This is a genomic window from Sphingomonas sp. CFBP 13720 (genome assembly GCF_014842075.1).
Lineage (GTDB): Bacteria > Pseudomonadota > Alphaproteobacteria > Sphingomonadales > Sphingomonadaceae > Sphingomonas.
In genome coordinates this window covers 355,191-372,330 of record NZ_JACYVA010000001.1, presented here as the reverse complement: position 1 = coordinate 372,330, position 17,140 = coordinate 355,191, and the positions used below count along the sequence as shown (strand labels likewise).

The following is a 17,140-nucleotide window of genomic DNA, read 5'->3' as shown; positions in this document are numbered from 1 at the left end:
GGCGTGTTTTGTCAAAGCGACCGAGGCCGCTCACTCGTTCCACGTCACCCCGTCGCGTTCGGTCAGCGCGACGCTGGAATTCGGTCCCCAACTGCCCGACGGATAGCCGCGCGGGCTGGTCGCGTTCGCTTTCCACCCGTCGCGGATGGCGTCGATCCACTGCCATTGCGCCTCCACCTCGTCGCGGCGGACGAACAGCGTGGGGTCGCCTTCGATCAGGTCGAGCAGCAGCCGCTCATACGCGATGCGACGACGCGTGCCCGCAAAGGCGGTGGTCAGCGACAGGTCCAGCGGCACTTCGCGCAGCCGTACGCCATCGCGGTCGAGGCCGGGTTCCTTCGCCATCACCAGCAGCCGGATATATTCTTCGGGCTGCAGGCGGATGACCAGCGTGTTGGGCTGCAGACGGCCGCCGCGATTGGCGAACATCGAATGTGGCACCGGCTTGAACTGGATCGATATTTCCGAATGGCGATCGGGCATCCGCTTGCCGGTGCGCAGGTAGAAGGGCACGCCCTGCCACCGCCAGTTGTCGATATGCGCCTTGACCGCGACGAAGGTCTCGGTGTCCGAATCCTTGCCCAGCTCTTCGTCATACCCCCGTACGATTTCCCCCTTCACCGCGCCGGCATCATATTGGCCGGTGACGGTGTGGGTGCCGACGTCGTCGGACCCGATCGGGCGGAGCGAACGGAGAACCTTGACCTTTTCGTCACGGACCGACGTGCCGTCGAAATGCGCGGGCGGCTCCATCGCGATCAGCGCGACCAGTTGCAGCACATGGTTCTGGACCATGTCACGCAGCGCGCCGACTTCGTCATAATAGCCCGCGCGGCCTTCCAGCCCGACGGTTTCGGAAATGGTGATCTGGACGTGATCGATCCCGCGCGCGTTCCAGATCGGTTCGAACATCGTATTGCCGAACCGCAGCGCGAGAATGTTCTGAACGGTTTCCTTGCCCAGATAATGGTCGATCCGGTAGGTCCGTTCCTCTGGAAACGCCGACGCGACAAGATCATTGATCTCACGGCTGGACGCCAGATCCTTGCCCAGCGGCTTTTCGAGGCTGATGCGGACGTTCGGTCCGGCGAGACCGGCCGAGCGCAATCCGGTGATCGTCGGCCCGAACAGCCATGGCGCGGTCGACAGGAAGATCGCGAGACCGCCGGAAATGTCACCCAGCTTCTCGGCCAGCGCGCCGAACCCGTCGGTGTTCGACGCGTCGAGCGGTTGATAGGATAGCCGTTTCAGGAACCCCGCGATCGCGTCGGCATCCTTGCGATCGTCGGGCAGGAATTCGTCGAGCGCGTGCGCCGCGAATGCACGAAAGCCTTCGTCGTCATGCTCGTGACGTGCGGTGCCGGTGATCGTCAGCGCTTCGGGCAGCAGCCCGTCGGCATGCAATCCGTAGAGCGAGGGAAGCAGCATCCGCTGCGACAAATCCCCGGTCGCTCCGAACAACAGCAGCTTGGCCACCGCTTGCCTCGTCATGCACCCTCCGATCAAATCATCGATATGGCGCGCTGTTAGCAGCCTATTCCGCAAACGCGAACCCGGCATCGGTATTCGGTGCGCAACGATTTCAATCGTGCGGCTGACATCCACTATCGTCCCGGGCAGGGGACGATATGCGGCTAGAGCGTCAGTCCGTCGGTCTGCTCGAACCCGGCCATCAGGTTGAAATTCTGCACCGCCGCGCCCGCCGCGCCCTTGCCCAGATTGTCGAGCGTCGCGACCAGCCGCGCCTGACCGGTGGCGGCATTGCCGAACACCCGCAGCGACAGCCGGTCGGTGCCTGCATCCGCTTCGATCTCCACGGTCGACACGCCTTCGCTGTCCAGCACCCGCACGACCGGTGATTCGCGATAGGCCTCGCGCAACGCGGTCTCGATCGCGGTCAGGCTGGGACGACGCTGGAACGCGAACAGCGGCAACGGCACCTCGACCACCATGCCGCGATAGGTGCGCACTACGGCAGGCGTGAAGAGCGGCGGATGTGCAAGCCGCGCGTGCCGCTGCATCTCGCCGACATGCTTGTGCGCAAGGCCGGTGGCATAGCCCCGGAACGCCGTGTCGCTGCCGCCGCCCTCGAACTCTGCGATCATCGCCTTGCCGCCGCCCGAATAGCCCGACACGGCATGGACGCTCACCGGCCAGTCGTGCGGGATCAGTCCGGCGCGCACCAGCGGACGGACCAGCGCCAGAAACCCGGTCGGGTAGCATCCCGGATTGGACACGCGCATCGCCGATGCGATCGCGCCGGGCTGCGACGGTTCCAGCTCCGCCATGCCATAGGTCCAGCCTTCGGCCGTGCGGTGCGCGGTCGATGCGTCGATCACGCGCGTGCGGTCGTTGTCGATCAACGCCACCGCTTCGCGGGCGGCTTCGTCGGGCAGGCACAGGATGACGAAGTCGGCGTCGTTCAGCGCCTCGCGCCGCGCCGCCGCGTCCTTACGCCGCGCTTCATCAAGCGTCACGAACGTTACATCCGAACGCCCGGCCAGCCGGTCGGCGATCTCCAGTCCGGTGGTGCCGGCAGCGCCGTCGATGAACAGCTTCACGCTCATGCCGGACGCCTCCGTGCCACGACCGGGCCGAACCGGTCCAATGTCGCCAATGCCTCGCACTTCACCACGTCGTCGACATGGATCGCCGTGTCGCCATCGACCAGCATGACGACATGATCCGCGAAGAAAATCAGATCGCCCCGGCGCAACACATCGCCCTCTGCCAGCGGCGTACCGATCGTAGCAGACTGAAGATCCGCGAAACGGGCAGGGGGCGCGCCCGCAAGCGCGTGAGTCAGAAAGATCAGACCCGCCGCGTCGACCCCGTCGCCCGACCGTCCGCCGGTAACCGCCGCAACGTTCCGCAATGCGAGTGCGAACGCGACCGCATCGCCGCCTGCGTCTTCCCGCGACACGACGGTATTCGCTGCGACATAGCCGCCGTCGACCTCGACCCAGTCATCACCTGACGGGGTCGCCGCAACCCGTGCACCCATCGGCAATTGCGCCAGTACGGGACTCGTCGACGACGCATCGGCATGTACCGGCGCGTATTTCGCAATGACGATATGGCTCGACGGGAACTCGCCTGTCAGCGAATCGCAGTCGACGAATCCGACGACGCCGTCGACCGGGGAGCGACCCCATGCGTGGGTCGACGTGAATTCCAGTACGTCGAAGGGTTCACCCGGCAATAGTTGCGACAACGGCACGCCATCCGGCGTTCCGGCGACCACGACGAGGCGACCGGCGGTGCGCCGCGCCGGGACGGCATAATGTGGCGCGAACACCCTGTCCGCCATGCGGATATCGGCCAGATCGCGACGCACCGCATCGACGCGCAGGTCGAGTGCGACCGAGCGCGCGCGCAGCGCGAAGCGGCTACGCGCTGGCGTGCTGCCGGAAGTCGCCGACGCCGTCGCCGCCCATGAACTGCCCGAACTCTGCAAGAAAATTGGCCCCTTCGTTCGTCTGCGCGACAAAGATATTTCGCTTGTCGGCATCGTCGCGTTGGCGGCGGAGATAGCCGAGCGTACCCAACCTGTTCAAGGCGCGCGTTACGACCGGTTTTGATACATTCAACGCACGCGCCAGTCCGCGCACCGTATGCGGCCCAGGTTGCAGATAAACGATCATCATCAACGCCATTTGCCGGTTGGTCAGGTCGGGTTCGCCGGAGCGAACATAGTCGACCAGTCCGGCCATCCATCGCTTCAATGGCATGTTTGGGAACATCGCAGGAACTCACCGTTCGATCAGACCAAGTACGGGGTCGGAAAGTGAACGTCGCAGCAAAGCGCTTGGTTTCCGGTTCGATACGATAATGTTACGGATGGGGTCGACCCGGTCGGTTGATCGGACGGTCCGGGTCGCCTATGTGGCGCGGATCGATCCCGCATTCCACTCTACCGGAAACGTTCCACGCTTATGTTCACCTTCCTGCTCGTCGTCCATGCGATCATCGCCGCGCTGCTCGTGACGGTGATCCTGATGCAGCGGTCGGAAGGCGGCGGCCTGACCACCGGCGGAAGCCCGTCGGGACTTATGTCTGCGCGCGGCGCGGCAGATTTCCTGACGCGCGCTACGGCGGTCCTGGCCGGTCTGTTCATCGTGATGAGCATCGTACTGGCGGTCATCGCCGCGAACCGCGGTGCAGGCTCGATCGATACGTCGCTGGCCCGTCCCGCGACCACGCCCCCTGCGGCGAGCGCGCCGGCCCAGCCGGCAGCCGACCCGATCGGCAACCTGACGGGTGCCGACAACGGCTCGGTTCCGCTCGCCCGCTAATCCTTTTCCACCGGTCCGTCGCGTTTTGCGGGTGCGGGAGCAATCCTGCGCTTGGCGGCGATGGCGTTCGACGCTAGGCGATATCTCCCATGGCGCGGTATATCTTCATCACCGGCGGCGTGGTTTCGTCGCTCGGCAAGGGACTCATGGCGGCGAGCCTTGCGGCGTTGCTGCAGGCGCGGGGACACACCGTCCGCATCCGCAAGTTCGATCCGTATCTGAACGTCGATCCGGGCACTATGAGTCCGTATCAGCACGGCGAAGTCTATGTGACCGACGACGGCGCTGAAACCGACCTCGATCTAGGCCATTACGAGCGCTTTACCGGCGTTGCGGCGCACCAGTCGGACAACGTCACCTCCGGGCGAATCTACCAGACGATCATCCAGCGCGAACGACGCGGGGATTACCTCGGCGCGACGGTCCAGGTCGTTCCGCACGTCACCGACGCGATCAAGGCGTTCGCACAGGCGGATACCGACGGGCTGGATTTCGTGTTGTGCGAGATCGGCGGAACCGTCGGCGACATCGAATCACTGCCGTTCATCGAAGCGATCCGTCAGCTGAAGAACGAGCTGGGGCGGGGCCACTCAATCAGTATCCACGTCACGCTGGTGCCGTACATCGCGGCGGCAGGCGAGCTGAAGACCAAGCCGACGCAGCATTCGGTGCGTGAGCTGGCGGCGTTGGGCGTTCAGCCCGACGTACTGGTCTGCCGTTGTGAGCACCCGTTGCCGGCCAGCGAGCGCGCAAAGATCGCGTTGTTCTGCAACGTGCCCGCCGCTGCCGTCATCCCGGCGTTGGATGCGGCGAGCATCTATGCCGTGCCCCAGCAATATCATGCCGAAGGGCTGGACGCCGAAGTACTGCGCGCGTTCGGCATGGAGCCGGGTGAGGCCCCCGACCTGTCGCGCTGGTCCGACATCATGGACCGGCTGCAAAACCCGGAAGGGCAGGTCACGATTGGTGTGGTCGGCAAATATGTCGGCCTGCAGGATGCGTACAAGTCGCTGAACGAGGCGCTGATCCACGGTGGCATCGCCAATCGGGTGAAGGTCAACATCCGCTGGATCGACGCCGAATTGTTCGAAGGCGAGCAGGAAGCGGTCGCAGCCGAACTGGAGCCGTGCCACGCGATCCTCGTTCCCGGCGCGTTCGGTGAACGCGGCGCGGAAGGCAAGATCGCCAGCGTCCGCTTCGCGCGCCAGCGTAACGTGCCGTATTTCGGCATCTGTTTCGGCATGCAGATGGCGTGCGTAGAAGGCGTCCGTAACCTGGGCGGTATCGCTGATGCGTCCTCGACCGAATTTGGCCCGACCGAACAGCCGGTTGTCGGCATGATCACAGAGTGGATGACGCCGGAGGGTATCCAGAAGCGCGAATCGGACGGCGATCTAGGTGGCACGATGCGGCTCGGCGCGTATGACGCGACGCTGGCCGGCAATTCGGTGGTCGCGTCGATCTATGGCGACACCGCGATCAGCGAGCGCCATCGTCATCGCTACGAGGTGAATACCGGCTATCGTGAGTTGCTGGAGCAGGGCGGGCTGGTATTTTCCGGCATGTCGCCCGATGGCATGCTGCCGGAGATCGTCGAGCGCCCCGACCATCCGTGGTTCGTCGGGGTACAGTTTCATCCCGAACTCAAGTCCAAGCCGTTCGACCCACATCCGTTGTTCGCCAGCTTCATCGCGGCGGCGGTGCGTCAGTCGCGGCTGGTGTAAGGGGGAGCGCGGACGGTCCGTAGGTCGGACCGTTCGGGTGAGCCGGAACAGGTCCGGGATAGTTGTTCCCTGTTGCGATGACAGCTCGATGCGGCGTAACGGCGATCCGTCCTTCGGTGGCTGATCTTGGCCGATCGTCGCCTATAGCTTTGATCGAAGCTTGGCGTGACGTTCGGCGTGGTTCAGCAGCGCGTCCAGGTCCTGGCGGCTGATATCGAAGCTTCCATGCATGTCGGCCAGCGCCGCGTCGATATCGGCGGCGTGGAGTCCGGCGATCGGTCGCGGCGATGCGATGGCCGGCTCGTGCGGGTAGTTTCGCGCGGTCGCCCGGTGCAGGAACATCGCGATCGACACCAGTGCGATCGAATTGATGCCGACCGGTGCGAATGCAAAGGAATAGCCGGCGGCATGGATCCCCTGACTGCCAATCACGGCGGTCAGCGCCGCCGCGCCGCCGGGCGGATGCAGGCAACGCAGTAACGACATGGCGAGGATCGCGCCGCCCACTGCGACCCCGGCGGCGATGGTCGTATTCGGCACTGCGTTGAACGCCGCAACCCCGACCAGCGTCGAGATGACGTTTCCGCCCAACACTGGCCATGGCTGTGCCAGCGGACTGGACGGCACCGCGAATACCAGTACCGCCGATGCGCCCAGTGGCGCGACGATGATCGGTACATCCGTCGCCGCCAGCGGCAATCCGGAGCAGACGACGATGGTCAGCGATATGGCGATCGCCGCGCCAAGGCACGCGATCAACCGCTCCGCCAACGTCGCGCCGGCCAATATCGGTTTGAAAAACTGCAAGAGTACCTCGCTGCCGGTTTCCGGTGCCAGGGCGGGCCTTACAGTAAGTTTTGCGACGCGGGTAGAATCTGTTGCCTTGTCCGGATCAAACCTTACCCGCGCGCAGCGATCCTTGCACCGATCAGATCCCACAGCCCGCGATGCTGCGCCAGCAACTGTTGCGCGCCGAACGTCATTGCCCGGCCGATCGCGGGATCGACGGTGAACGCGACGATCAGGTCGTGGGTGACGATCGATGGCGGAAGGTCGAGCGGCGGCACGTCCAGCCCGATACGTTCGGCCATCGCGTCCAGCGGAACGCGTACCGCCGGCCAATCGAGCGCCAGCGCCATCGCGGCACCCAGCGCGCAGCCCGGACGGACCGATTGCGCCAGCATGTCGATCGCGTGGCGTTGTGCTACCAGTGCGGCTTCGGTCGCGGCCTGTCCGGGCGTGCTGGGCGAAGGTCCGGCTGCAGCGGCGAGGCGGACGAGATAGGCGCGTTCCGCCGCGAATCCTTCGGCAGCTTCGGCAAGCCATGCCTGTGCATCGCGCCAGTCGGTTACGCCCATTGCATGGTCGATCAACCCCGGCTGGCGTCCGTGCAACGTACAGAGGTGATGGACCGCATCGGCCAGATCACGTGGTCGGCAATCGCCGCCGACGAGTTGCCGCAGGAGGGGCTGCGACGCGCTGCCATCCTGCCGCACCATGTTGACGATAGCGGGCTGTTCGTCCCGCGCGATCGTGTCGCCTGTTACCCAACCCATCGACTGTCTACGCTCCCGTACGCTCGACCTGTTCGCCGGGCGGGGCGGACAAGTCGCTTTGGTACGGAACTATAGCGGTGGTCGCGTTAAGTACGGGTTGCGTGGACGTTAACCCGATTTACACCATGATCGGCCGGCAACAGGCCGGCCGATCATATGGCATTACTGGTCGAGGAACGAACGCATCTTGCGGCTGCGGCTGGGGTGCTTGAGCTTGCGCAGCGCCTTCGCCTCGATCTGGCGGATGCGTTCGCGGGTCACGCTGAACTGCTGCCCGACTTCTTCCAGCGTGTGGTCGGTATTCATCCCGATGCCGAAACGCATGCGCAGCACGCGTTCCTCACGCGGGGTGAGCGAGGCAAGTACCCGCGTCACGGTTTCTTTCAGGTTCGCCTGAATCGCCGCGTCGACCGGAATGATCGCGTTCTTGTCCTCGATGAAATCGCCCAGATGCGAATCCTCCTCGTCGCCGATCGGCGTTTCGAGACTGATCGGTTCCTTGGCGATCTTCATCACCTTGCGAACCTTTTCCAGCGGCATGGAAAGGCGCTCGGCCATTTCCTCCGGCGTCGGTTCGCGGCCCTGTTCGTGCAGGAACTGGCGGCTGGTGCGCACCAGCTTGTTGATCGTTTCGATCATGTGGACCGGGATGCGGATCGTCCGCGCCTGATCCGCGATCGATCGGGTAATAGCCTGTCGGATCCACCACGTGGCGTAGGTGCTGAACTTATATCCGCGACGATATTCGAACTTATCGACCGCCTTCATCAGCCCGATATTGCCTTCCTGAATCAGATCGAGGAACTGTAACCCGCGATTGGTGTATTTCTTGGCGATCGAGATGACGAGCCGCAGATTGGCCTCGACCATCTCCTTCTTGGCGATCCGCGCTTCGCGTTCGCCCTTCTGCACCATGTTGACGATCCGGCGGAACTCGCCCAGCGCCATACCGGTCTGCTGCGAGATTTCGGCGATTTCGGCACGGATGCGATCGACGGCCGGGCCTTCGTTCTCGACGAACGCCTTCCACTTCTTGTCCAGCTTCGCGACCGATGCCAGCCACTGCTCGTCCAGCTCATGATCGACATAGCTGTCGAGGAACGCCTTGCGCGGCACCTTGTGACGCTCCGCCAGTCGCAGCATCTGTCCGCCAAGCGCGGTCAGACGGCGGTTGTACGAATATAGCTGGTCGACCAGATATTCGATCTTGGCCTGATGAAACTGCACGCTTTCGACCTCGGCCGTCAGCTCTTCGCGCAGTTTCTGATACTTGCGTTCCTCGGCGGCGGTCATACCGTCGCCGCTGGCCATGGCGTCCAGCCGCTGCGACTGGATCTTCGAAAATTTCTTGAAGATCGCGGTAATGTTGGCGAACTTCTCCAGCGCCTGCGGCTTGAGCTGCTCCTCCATCTGCGCAAGGCTGAGGGTATTGTCCTCTTCCTCGTCGTCGCTGGGGCGAGGGGCACGGCGTTCGCCGCCTTCGTCGTCATCGTCTGCCGACGGTTCCTCAGGCTCTTCCTCTTCCTTGAAGGTCGGGCCGGCGTTCTTGGCCGAAATCTCGCCGTCGCCTTCGCCTTCCTCGTCGTCGGTCAGCGATTCTGGCGCAGGGTCCTTCGACAGCATCGCGTCCAGATCGAGGATTTCGCGCAGCTGCATCGTGCCTTCGTTCAGCGCGGTCGACCAGCCGATGATCGCGTTGAACGTGATCGGCGACTCGCACAGCCCGAAGATCATCGTGTCGCGACCTGCCTCGATCCGCTTGGCGATCGCGATCTCGCCCTCGCGGCTGAGCAGCTCGACCGCGCCCATTTCGCGCAGGTACATGCGAACGGGATCGTCTGTACGATCCGCGATCTCCTTCTTCTTGACCGGTTCGAACGCTGCGGACGAATCGTCCTGCTCGGCGGCGGCCTCGTCGTCGGCCTCGTCTTCCTGCTTGGCGCGGTCCTCGGACTCGCCGTCCTCGCCCGCATCCTCATTCTCGACGACGTTGACGCCCATGTCGTTCAGTGCCGACATGATGTCCTCGATCTGCTCGGACGTCATCTGGTCCTGCGGCAGCATCTCGTTGAGCTGATCGACCGTGATGTACCCGCGCTTCTTGGCGCGTGCGACCAGCTTCTTGATCGACCCCTCGTTCAGGTCGATCAGCGGAGCGTCGCCCGTTTCGATCGTGTCGTCGCCGCCACCATTCGCCTTGGCCATCAAAAACCCTCAAAACTTTCAATTGCGCCGTGCTTGCGCCGCATTTTACACGTCGTCTTCGTCCGCCAGCACCAGATTTGCAAGCCGTGCTTGCAGTTGCTGCTGTTCGCGAATCAGCACTTGCTGCCGCTCGAACGCCCGGTCGTCACCCGCAACGAAGGCCTCGGTGGCCTTGCCCAGCGCCAATTTGACCGCGGGCGCGGACACCAGAATGCCGATCGCCTCACCAAGGTGGTCTGTCGCCTGCAATGCATCGCCATATCCCGTGAACGAGAACGGCATCGCATCTGCCCGCATCAACTCCTCGGTGATCGATTCAAACCCTGACCGGGCCAATATGGTGATGAGACTGCCGCTATCAAGCGAGCGATCCTCCAGCATGACGTCGACCATCGCTTCGTACAGCGCGCCGAGCGGGCCATCGATCAGCCGCAGCGACCCGAGCAATTCCATGTGCCGGGCGATTTCTGCGGGATGTCGTATCAGCCCGGCCAGCACGGCCTTTGCAAGGAACGGGTCGATCCCCTTCGCGATCGCATGGGCGGTTTCCGATGGCGGCGCCTCGGGCGGCTTCCACCGTTCCCCGGGCTTGCGCGGCGCACCCGGCTTGAACGGGGTGCGGGGGGGGCGGGGCGGGGGCGCGAACAGCGCGTCGGCCCGCTGGCGAAACTCGAAGATATATTCGTCACGCACCATCGGGTCGCCGATCGTCCGCGCGAGTTCGGTCAGCCTTCGCTTTAACCCGGCGCGACTTTCCGGCGTCGTGACCGGTTCGGCGGCGATCTCGTGACGCCATAGCCGCTCGTCGAGCGGCTGCGCTTCGTCCAGCAGCGCCTCGAACGCCGCCGCGCCCTTTGCACGGACCAGATCGTCGGGGTCCTGCCCGTCGGGGATCGTCACGAAGCGCAGGCTCTTGCCCGGTCCCAGCAGCGGCAGTGCGCGCTGCGCCGCGCGGATCGCCGCTTTCTGTCCGGCGGCATCGCCATCGAAACACAGGATCGGCACGTCGGACAATCGCCACAGCCGTTCGAGTTGATGTTCGGTCAGCGCGGTGCCGAGCGGCGCGACGACCTCGTAAAACCCGGCCTGCGCCAGCGCGATGACGTCCATATAGCCTTCGACCGCGATGACGCGGCCGGCCTTGCGCGCGGCGGCCTGTGCCCGGTCGAGGTTGTAGAGCGTGCGTCCCTTGTCGAACAACGGCGTTTCGGGCGAGTTCAGATATTTCGGTTCGCCATCGCCCAAAATACGTCCGCCGAACGCGATCGTCCGGCCGCGCACATCTCGGATCGGGATCATTAGCCGCCCGCGAAACCTGTCATACGGTTCCTTGCCCTCGACCGAAATCAGCATGCCCGATTCGACCAGCATGGCATCGCCGTAGGATGCCAGCGCCGCCTTCAACCGTCCGCGCGCATCGGGTGCGAATCCCAATCCGAAGCTGCGCGCGGTATCCGCACGGATGCCGCGCCTGTCGAGCGCGGCGCGTGCCTGCGCCCCGTCCGCGCCAGCCAGCTGTTCGGCGAACCAGCGATCGGCATCCGCCATCGCTTCGTGCAGCCCCTTTGCCCGCTCGGCACGTTCGGTCGACCGGCGATCCTGTTGCGGCATCTCCATGCCGGCGGCGGCGACCAGTTCCTTGACCGCGTCGATGAACGGCAGCCCGCGCTGATCGGTCATCCACTTGATCGCGTCGCCATGCGCCGAGCAGCCGAAGCAGTGGTAGAAGCCCTTGTCGTCGTTGACGTAGAAGCTCGGCGATTTTTCGTTGTGGAACGGGCAGCATGCTTTGAACTCGTTCCCGGCCCGCTGAAGTTTGACCGACTTCGCGATCAGTGTGGACAGCGTGGTCCGGGCACGCAGTTCGTCAAGGAATTGCGGGGTAAGACTCATGGCCGGGGGTCTTCAAGTGCGATCCGTCCCGCGATCATGATCGGGACGAACGGTTTCGGGTACGGTCGCACGTGTTTACGCCAGCGCCGCCTTCACCGCCGCACTCGCCTTGCTCATATCCAGTTCGGAACCGTGACGCGTCTTCAGCTCCGCCATCACCCGGCCCATGTCCTTCATGCCCGACGCGCCCAGATCGGCCTTGATCGTCTCGATCGCCGCTGCGGTCGCAGCCGGGTCCATCTGTGCGGGCAGGAAGCGTTCGATCACGCCGACCTCGCGCGCTTCGGCCGCCGCCAGTTCCGGGCGGTTGCCCTTTTCATACATCTCGATCGATTCGCGGCGTTGCTTGACCATTTTCTGGAGCACTTCGACCACCAGCGCGTCGTCGCTGTCGGGCGCCTTGCCGGTTCGCGCCTCGATGTCGCGGTTCTTGATCGAGGACTGGATCAGCCGGATCGTGCCGGTGGTTTCCTTGTCTCCGCCCTTCATGGCAGTGACCAGCGCGTCCTTGATGGTGTCGCGAATCATTTGAGCATTTCCAGATCGTCGAAGAATGAAGCGGCGACCCATAGCGCCGATCGCGATGCGATCACAGGATTGACGGGGGCCGGGGTAGGGACTAGCCGCCACCGCTTAGCGACATCGTCAGAAAAACCCAAGGAGTGCTCGCCCATCATGGCCGACACGAAGCCATTTGCCACGCCTGCCAAAGTCCCCGACGGCGCGACCGGAGTGCTGGTCCTCGCCAGCGGCGACGTGCTGTGGGGTCGCGGTTTCGGTGCCGAGGGCGCCGCGGTCGGCGAGGTGTGTTTTCACACCGCGATGACCGGCTATCAGGAAATCATGACCGATCCGTCCTTTGCGGGTCAGGTCATCACCTTCACCTTCCCCCATATCGGCAACACCGGCACGAACGCGGACGACGTCGAGGCGAACGATCCCCACGCGCTGGGCATGATCGTGCGCGAGGACGTGACCGCGCCGTCCAGCTTCCGCTCGAACGAGCATCTGACCGAATGGATGAAACGGCATTCCCGCATCGGGCTGTCGGGCATCGACACCCGCGCGCTGACCCGTCGCATTCGCCAAGGCGGTGCCCCCAACGGCGTGATCGCCCATTCGGCGACCGGCACGTTCGATATCCCGGCGCTGCTCGCACAGGCGCAGGCGTGGCCGGGTCTGGAGGGCATGGACCTTGCCAAGACCGTCTCGTGCGAGACGCATTATGGCTGGGCGGGCGGTGCGTGGCATCTGGGCAAGGGCTATGACGACAGCCGGTCCCCGGCGAGTGCGAACGGGGCGGACGTTGCTACGTCCGCTGCCGCGCCGCATGTCGTCGCGATCGACTATGGCTCGAAGCGCAACATCTTCCGCAATCTGGTCGCGGCCGGCGCGCGCGTGACCGTGCTTCCCGCCACGGCGACGTTCGACGACGTGATGGCGGCGAACCCCGACGGCATCTTCCTGTCGAACGGCCCCGGCGATCCCGCCGCGACCGGTGAATATGCGGTGCCGGTTATCCGGCAGTTGCTCGACACCGGCAAGCCGTTGTTCGGCATCTGCCTTGGCCACCAGTTGCTCGGCCTCGCGGTCGGCGCGACCACGACCAAGATGTTTCAAGGCCATCGCGGCGCGAACCATCCGGTCAAGCGCCTGTCCGACGGCGCGGTCGAGATTACCAGCATGAACCACGGCTTCGCGGTCGAGCGGGACTCGCTGCCGGCCAACGTCCGCGAAACGCATGTGTCACTGTTCGACGGGTCGAATGCCGGACTGGAACTGACCGATCGCCCGGCTTTCTCGGTCCAGTATCACCCCGAAGCGTCGCCGGGGCCGCAGGACAGCTTCTACCTGTTCGAACGGTTCGTGGGGATGATCGGGAAATCGCGATGACGTGGGAGTATCTTGTTGCGGAACTGAGCAATGGGTTCGTCGAGTTGCGTCAGCAGCTTGGCGAGGGGCATCGCCAGTCGTTGCAAGGGGCGCTGAGCTATCTGGGATCCCAGCGCTGGGAACTGGCCACGACAATCAGTGGCAAGGCGGCTTACGGCTCGAACCCTGTCGTCACCCTTATCTTCAAGCGCCCGAAGGGCTGACCGGACCATTATGCCAAAACGCACCGACATCTCGTCCATCCTCGTCATCGGCGCGGGGCCGATCGTCATCGGTCAGGCCTGCGAGTTCGATTATTCGGGCGTGCAGGCGATCAAGGCGTTGAAGGAGGAGGGCTATCGCATCGTCCTCGTCAACTCCAACCCCGCCACGATCATGACCGACCCCGATCTGGCCGACGCGACCTATGTCGAGCCGATCACGCCGGAGATCGTCGCCAAGATCATCGAGAAGGAGCGCCCGGACGCGGTGCTGCCGACGATGGGTGGACAGACCGCGCTGAACACCGCGCTGGCGCTAGCGAACGACGGCACGCTGGCGAAGTTCGGCGTCACGATGATCGGTGCCGATGCGGAGGCGATCGACAAGGCCGAGGACCGGCTGAAGTTCCGCGACGCGATGGACCGGATCGGCCTCGAGTCGGCGCGCAGTCATATCGCGCACAGCGAGGCGGAAGCGCTGGAAGGGCTTGAGAAGATCGGCCTGCCGGTCATCATCCGCCCCAGCTTCACGCTGGGCGGCACCGGTGGTGGCGTGGCGTATAACCGCGACGAGTTCATGAAGATCGTCCGCGAGGGACTGGACGCGTCGCCCACCACCGAGATCCTGATCGAGGAATCGCTGCTCGGCTGGAAGGAATATGAGATGGAAGTCGTGCGCGACCGCGCCGACAACGCCATCATCGTGTGTTCGATCGAGAATATCGATCCGATGGGCGTCCATACCGGCGATTCGATTACCGTCGCGCCCGCGCTGACGCTGACCGACAAGGAATATCAGATCATGCGGAACGCGAGCATCGCGGTTCTGCGTGAAATCGGTGTGGAAACAGGCGGCTCCAACGTCCAGTTCGCGGTGAACCCCAAGGACGGTCGTCTGATCGTCATCGAGATGAACCCGCGCGTGTCGCGATCGTCGGCACTGGCGTCGAAGGCGACCGGCTTTCCGATCGCGAAGGTCGCGGCGAAGCTGGCGGTCGGCTACACGCTGGACGAGATCACCAACGACATCACCGGCGCGACGCCAGCGTCGTTCGAGCCGACGATCGATTACGTCGTGACCAAGATTCCGCGCTTCGCCTTTGAGAAGTTCAAGGGCGCGGAAGCCAAGCTGTCGACCGCGATGAAGTCGGTCGGCGAAGTGATGGCGATCGGTCGCAATATCCACGAGTCGCTGCAAAAGGCGTTGCGGGGGCTGGAAACCGGCCTGTCGGGCTTCAACAACGTCGACCGGCTGGTCGATGCACGCCGCGACGTGATCGAGGCGGCGCTGGCGGTAGCGACGCCCGACCGGCTGCTGGTCGCGGCACAGGCGCTGCGCGAGGGATTCACCGTCGCGGAAGTCCATGCGATCGCGAAATACGATCCCTGGTTCCTCGAACGGATCGCAGAGATCGTCGCCGCAGAAACCGAAGTGTGCACCAACGGCCTGCCCCAGGACGCGGCCGGCATGCGGCGGCTCAAGTCGATGGGCTTTTCGGACAAGCGGCTGGCATGGCTGGCGCTTCAATCGGCGAACCTGCGCGGCATGGAACGCGGCATCGCGCGCGGATCGGGCCTGATCCACGAAGTCGTGAAGATGATGACCGGCGGCGTGACCGAGGACGAGGTCCGCGCCCATCGCCACAAGCTGGGCGTACGCCCGGTATTCAAGCGCATCGACACCTGTGCCGCCGAGTTCGAGGCGAAGACCCCGTACATGTATTCGACCTACGAAGCGCCGACCTTCGGCGAGCCGGAGGATGAGAGCCAGCCGTCCGAGCGCCGCAAGGTGGTGATCCTCGGCGGCGGGCCGAACCGCATCGGGCAGGGTATCGAGTTCGACTATTGCTGCTGCCACGCCTGCTTCGCGCTGAGCGACGCCGGGTATGAAACGATCATGGTCAATTGTAACCCCGAGACGGTCAGCACCGATTACGACACGTCGGACCGGCTGTATTTCGAACCGCTGACCGCCGAGGACGTGCTGGAAATCCTGCATGTCGAGGCGAGCCGGGGCGAGCTGGTCGGCGTGATCGTGCAGTTTGGCGGACAGACGCCGCTGAACCTTGCGCGTGCGCTGGAGGCAGCCGGTATCCCGATCCTCGGTACGACGCCGGACTCGATCGATCTGGCGGAGGACCGCGAGCGCTTTGCCGATCTGGTGACGAAGCTGGGCCTGCTCCAGCCTGCCAACGGGCTGGCGCGCAGTCGGGATGAGGCGGCGCGGATCGCCGAGCGGATCGGCTATCCGGTGCTGATGCGGCCAAGCTATGTTCTGGGCGGACGGGCGATGGAAATCGTCGATTCGCTGGGGCAGCTCGACGACTATATCCAGACGGCGGTGCAGGTGTCGGGCGATTCGCCGGTCCTGATCGACCAGTATTTGCGTGACGCGATCGAGGTCGATGTCGATGCGATCGCCGACGGCACCGATGTGGTGGTGGCGGGGGTTTTGCAGCATATCGAGGAGGCGGGCGTCCATTCGGGCGACAGCGCCTGTTCGATGCCGCCGCATTCGCTGTCCGCCGACACCATCGCGGAGATCGAGCGGCAGACGGTGGCGCTGGCCCGCGCGCTGAACGTGAAGGGGCTGATGAACATCCAGTTCGCGGTCAAGGACGGATCGGTCTACCTTATCGAGGTCAATCCGCGCGCCAGCCGCACGGTGCCGTTCGTGGCGAAGGCGATCGGTACGCCCGTCGCCAAGATCGCGGCGCGGGTCATGGCGGGCGAGATGCTCGCCAACCTGCCGGTGATCGATCGCAACATCGATCACGTCGCCGTCAAGGAAGCGGTATTTCCGTGGGGCCGCTTCCCCGGCGTCGATCCGGTGCTGTCGCCCGAAATGAAGTCGACCGGCGAAGTCATGGGGATCGACCGCGATTTCGCCACAGCGTTCGCCAAGGCGCAGCTAGGTGCCAGTATCGTGCTGCCCAAGAGCGGCACGGTGTTCGTGTCGGTCAAGTCGGGCGACAAACCGGTAATCCTGCCGGGCGTTCAGCTGTTGGTGCGGATGGGGTTCCGCATCGTCGCGACCAGCGGCACTGCCGACTATCTGGCGGAAAACGGCGTGCCGGTCGAACGGGTGAACAAGGTAGCGCAGGGGCGACCGCATATCGTCGACCGGATTTTCGATGGCGATATCGCGATGATCTTCAACACGACCGAAGGCTGGCAGTCGCTACGCGATTCGGAATCGATCCGTGCATCGGCGCAGTCGCAGAAGGTGCCGTATTTCACGACCGCGCCGGCAAGTGTCGCGGTAGCACAGGCGATCGAGGCGCTTGCCAGTCGGTCACTTGAAGTACGGCCGCTGCAATCCTATTATTCGCAGTCGCACAACTGATCCCAATCGAACCGGAAAATGGGTGTGG

At 64.3% G+C, this 17,140-nt stretch carries 14 protein-coding genes; 5 read left to right on the top strand and 9 right to left on the bottom strand.

Going from position 1 to position 17,140, the window contains the following annotated elements; all coding sequences use genetic code 11:
* Window positions 1–30 precede the first annotated feature (30 nt).
* From zwf to IFT55_RS01805, 4 genes are all read right to left on the bottom strand, one after another.
* The gene (zwf, locus tag IFT55_RS01820; RefSeq protein WP_192088679.1) at window positions 31–1,491 is read right to left on the bottom strand and encodes a glucose-6-phosphate dehydrogenase; all 1,461 of its coding nucleotides are present in this window, start codon (window positions 1,489–1,491) and stop codon (window positions 31–33) included.
* Between the two features lie 143 nt (window positions 1,492–1,634).
* Window positions 1,635–2,567, bottom strand: a complete 933-nt coding sequence (argC, locus tag IFT55_RS01815; protein WP_192088678.1) for an N-acetyl-gamma-glutamyl-phosphate reductase — start codon at window positions 2,565–2,567, stop codon at window positions 1,635–1,637.
* The gene (locus IFT55_RS01810) at window positions 2,564–3,457 is read right to left on the bottom strand and encodes an NlpC/P60 family protein (protein WP_192088677.1); all 894 of its coding nucleotides are present in this window, start codon (window positions 3,455–3,457) and stop codon (window positions 2,564–2,566) included. The genes argC and IFT55_RS01810 overlap by 4 nt, the downstream gene beginning before the upstream one ends.
* Complete coding sequence (locus IFT55_RS01805; protein ID WP_192088676.1) at window positions 3,390–3,713, bottom strand: MarR family transcriptional regulator; 324 nt, start codon at window positions 3,711–3,713, stop codon at window positions 3,390–3,392. The genes IFT55_RS01810 and IFT55_RS01805 overlap by 68 nt, the downstream gene beginning before the upstream one ends.
* A gap of 222 nt (window positions 3,714–3,935) precedes the next feature.
* Between IFT55_RS01805 and secG the strand changes: the two genes are divergently transcribed.
* Window positions 3,936–4,295: a preprotein translocase subunit SecG gene (secG, locus tag IFT55_RS01800; RefSeq protein ID WP_192088675.1), complete on the top strand. Its 360-nt coding sequence runs from the start codon at window positions 3,936–3,938 to the stop codon at window positions 4,293–4,295.
* An 89-nt stretch (window positions 4,296–4,384) separates the two neighbouring features.
* Window positions 4,385–6,019, top strand: a complete 1,635-nt coding sequence (locus tag IFT55_RS01795; protein WP_192088674.1) for a CTP synthase — start codon at window positions 4,385–4,387, stop codon at window positions 6,017–6,019.
* 141 nt (window positions 6,020–6,160) lie between these two features.
* Here IFT55_RS01795 and IFT55_RS01790 read toward each other — a convergent pair whose 3' ends face one another.
* The 5 genes from IFT55_RS01790 to IFT55_RS01770 all read right to left on the bottom strand — a co-directional run bounded on the left by IFT55_RS01790 (window position 6,161) and on the right by IFT55_RS01770 (window position 12,201).
* Window positions 6,161–6,826 carry an HPP family protein gene (locus IFT55_RS01790; protein WP_192088673.1) on the bottom strand — a complete coding sequence of 222 codons (666 nt, stop codon included), beginning with the start codon at window positions 6,824–6,826 and terminating at the stop codon, window positions 6,161–6,163.
* Window positions 6,827–6,918: 92 nt separating this feature from the next.
* Window positions 6,919–7,575 carry a DUF6975 family protein gene (locus IFT55_RS01785; protein WP_249403522.1) on the bottom strand — a complete coding sequence of 219 codons (657 nt, stop codon included), beginning with the start codon at window positions 7,573–7,575 and terminating at the stop codon, window positions 6,919–6,921.
* 162 nt (window positions 7,576–7,737) lie between these two features.
* Entirely contained in the window at window positions 7,738–9,780 is a 2,043-nt protein-coding gene (rpoD, locus tag IFT55_RS01780) for an RNA polymerase sigma factor RpoD (protein WP_192088672.1), read from the bottom strand.
* 45 nt (window positions 9,781–9,825) lie between these two features.
* Window positions 9,826–11,673 carry a DNA primase gene (dnaG, locus tag IFT55_RS01775; protein WP_192088671.1) on the bottom strand — a complete coding sequence of 616 codons (1,848 nt, stop codon included), beginning with the start codon at window positions 11,671–11,673 and terminating at the stop codon, window positions 9,826–9,828.
* A gap of 75 nt (window positions 11,674–11,748) precedes the next feature.
* Window positions 11,749–12,201, bottom strand: coding sequence for a GatB/YqeY domain-containing protein (locus IFT55_RS01770; RefSeq protein WP_192088670.1), 453 nt, complete (start codon window positions 12,199–12,201; stop codon window positions 11,749–11,751).
* Between the two features lie 147 nt (window positions 12,202–12,348).
* Between IFT55_RS01770 and carA the strand changes: the two genes are divergently transcribed.
* Genes carA through carB form a run of 3 tightly spaced genes read left to right on the top strand, consistent with a single transcriptional unit; the run spans window position 12,349 to window position 17,112 of the window.
* The gene (gene carA / locus IFT55_RS01765) at window positions 12,349–13,566 is read left to right on the top strand and encodes a glutamine-hydrolyzing carbamoyl-phosphate synthase small subunit (RefSeq protein ID WP_192088669.1); all 1,218 of its coding nucleotides are present in this window, start codon (window positions 12,349–12,351) and stop codon (window positions 13,564–13,566) included.
* Window positions 13,563–13,769, top strand: coding sequence for a hypothetical protein (locus tag IFT55_RS01760; RefSeq protein WP_192088668.1), 207 nt, complete (start codon window positions 13,563–13,565; stop codon window positions 13,767–13,769). The genes carA and IFT55_RS01760 overlap by 4 nt, the downstream gene beginning before the upstream one ends.
* 10 nt (window positions 13,770–13,779) lie before the next feature.
* Window positions 13,780–17,112 (top strand): carbamoyl-phosphate synthase large subunit, encoded by a 3,333-nt coding sequence (carB, locus tag IFT55_RS01755; protein WP_192088667.1) that lies wholly within the window; start codon window positions 13,780–13,782, stop codon window positions 17,110–17,112.
* Window positions 17,113–17,140 lie beyond the last annotated feature (28 nt).

Bases quoted from the DNA above. Each gene is read 5' to 3' on its own strand.
- secG (WP_192088675.1), top strand. From the start codon at position 3,936: ATGTTCACCTTCCTGCTCGTCGTCCATGCGATCATCGCCGCGCTGCTC.
- IFT55_RS01785 (WP_249403522.1), bottom strand. From the start codon at position 7,575: ATGGGTTGGGTAACAGGCGACACGATCGCGCGGGACGAACAGCCCGCT.
- IFT55_RS01795 (WP_192088674.1), top strand. From the start codon at position 4,385: ATGGCGCGGTATATCTTCATCACCGGCGGCGTGGTTTCGTCGCTCGGC.
- zwf (WP_192088679.1), bottom strand. From the start codon at position 1,491: ATGACGAGGCAAGCGGTGGCCAAGCTGCTGTTGTTCGGAGCGACCGGG.
- argC (WP_192088678.1), bottom strand. From the start codon at position 2,567: ATGAGCGTGAAGCTGTTCATCGACGGCGCTGCCGGCACCACCGGACTG.
- IFT55_RS01770 (WP_192088670.1), bottom strand. From the start codon at position 12,201: ATGATTCGCGACACCATCAAGGACGCGCTGGTCACTGCCATGAAGGGC.
- IFT55_RS01805 (WP_192088676.1), bottom strand. From the start codon at position 3,713: ATGGCCGGACTGGTCGACTATGTTCGCTCCGGCGAACCCGACCTGACC.
- rpoD (WP_192088672.1), bottom strand. From the start codon at position 9,780: ATGGCCAAGGCGAATGGTGGCGGCGACGACACGATCGAAACGGGCGAC.
- carB (WP_192088667.1), top strand. From the start codon at position 13,780: ATGCCAAAACGCACCGACATCTCGTCCATCCTCGTCATCGGCGCGGGG.
- carA (WP_192088669.1), top strand. From the start codon at position 12,349: ATGGCCGACACGAAGCCATTTGCCACGCCTGCCAAAGTCCCCGACGGC.
- IFT55_RS01760 (WP_192088668.1), top strand. From the start codon at position 13,563: ATGACGTGGGAGTATCTTGTTGCGGAACTGAGCAATGGGTTCGTCGAG.
- dnaG (WP_192088671.1), bottom strand. From the start codon at position 11,673: ATGAGTCTTACCCCGCAATTCCTTGACGAACTGCGTGCCCGGACCACG.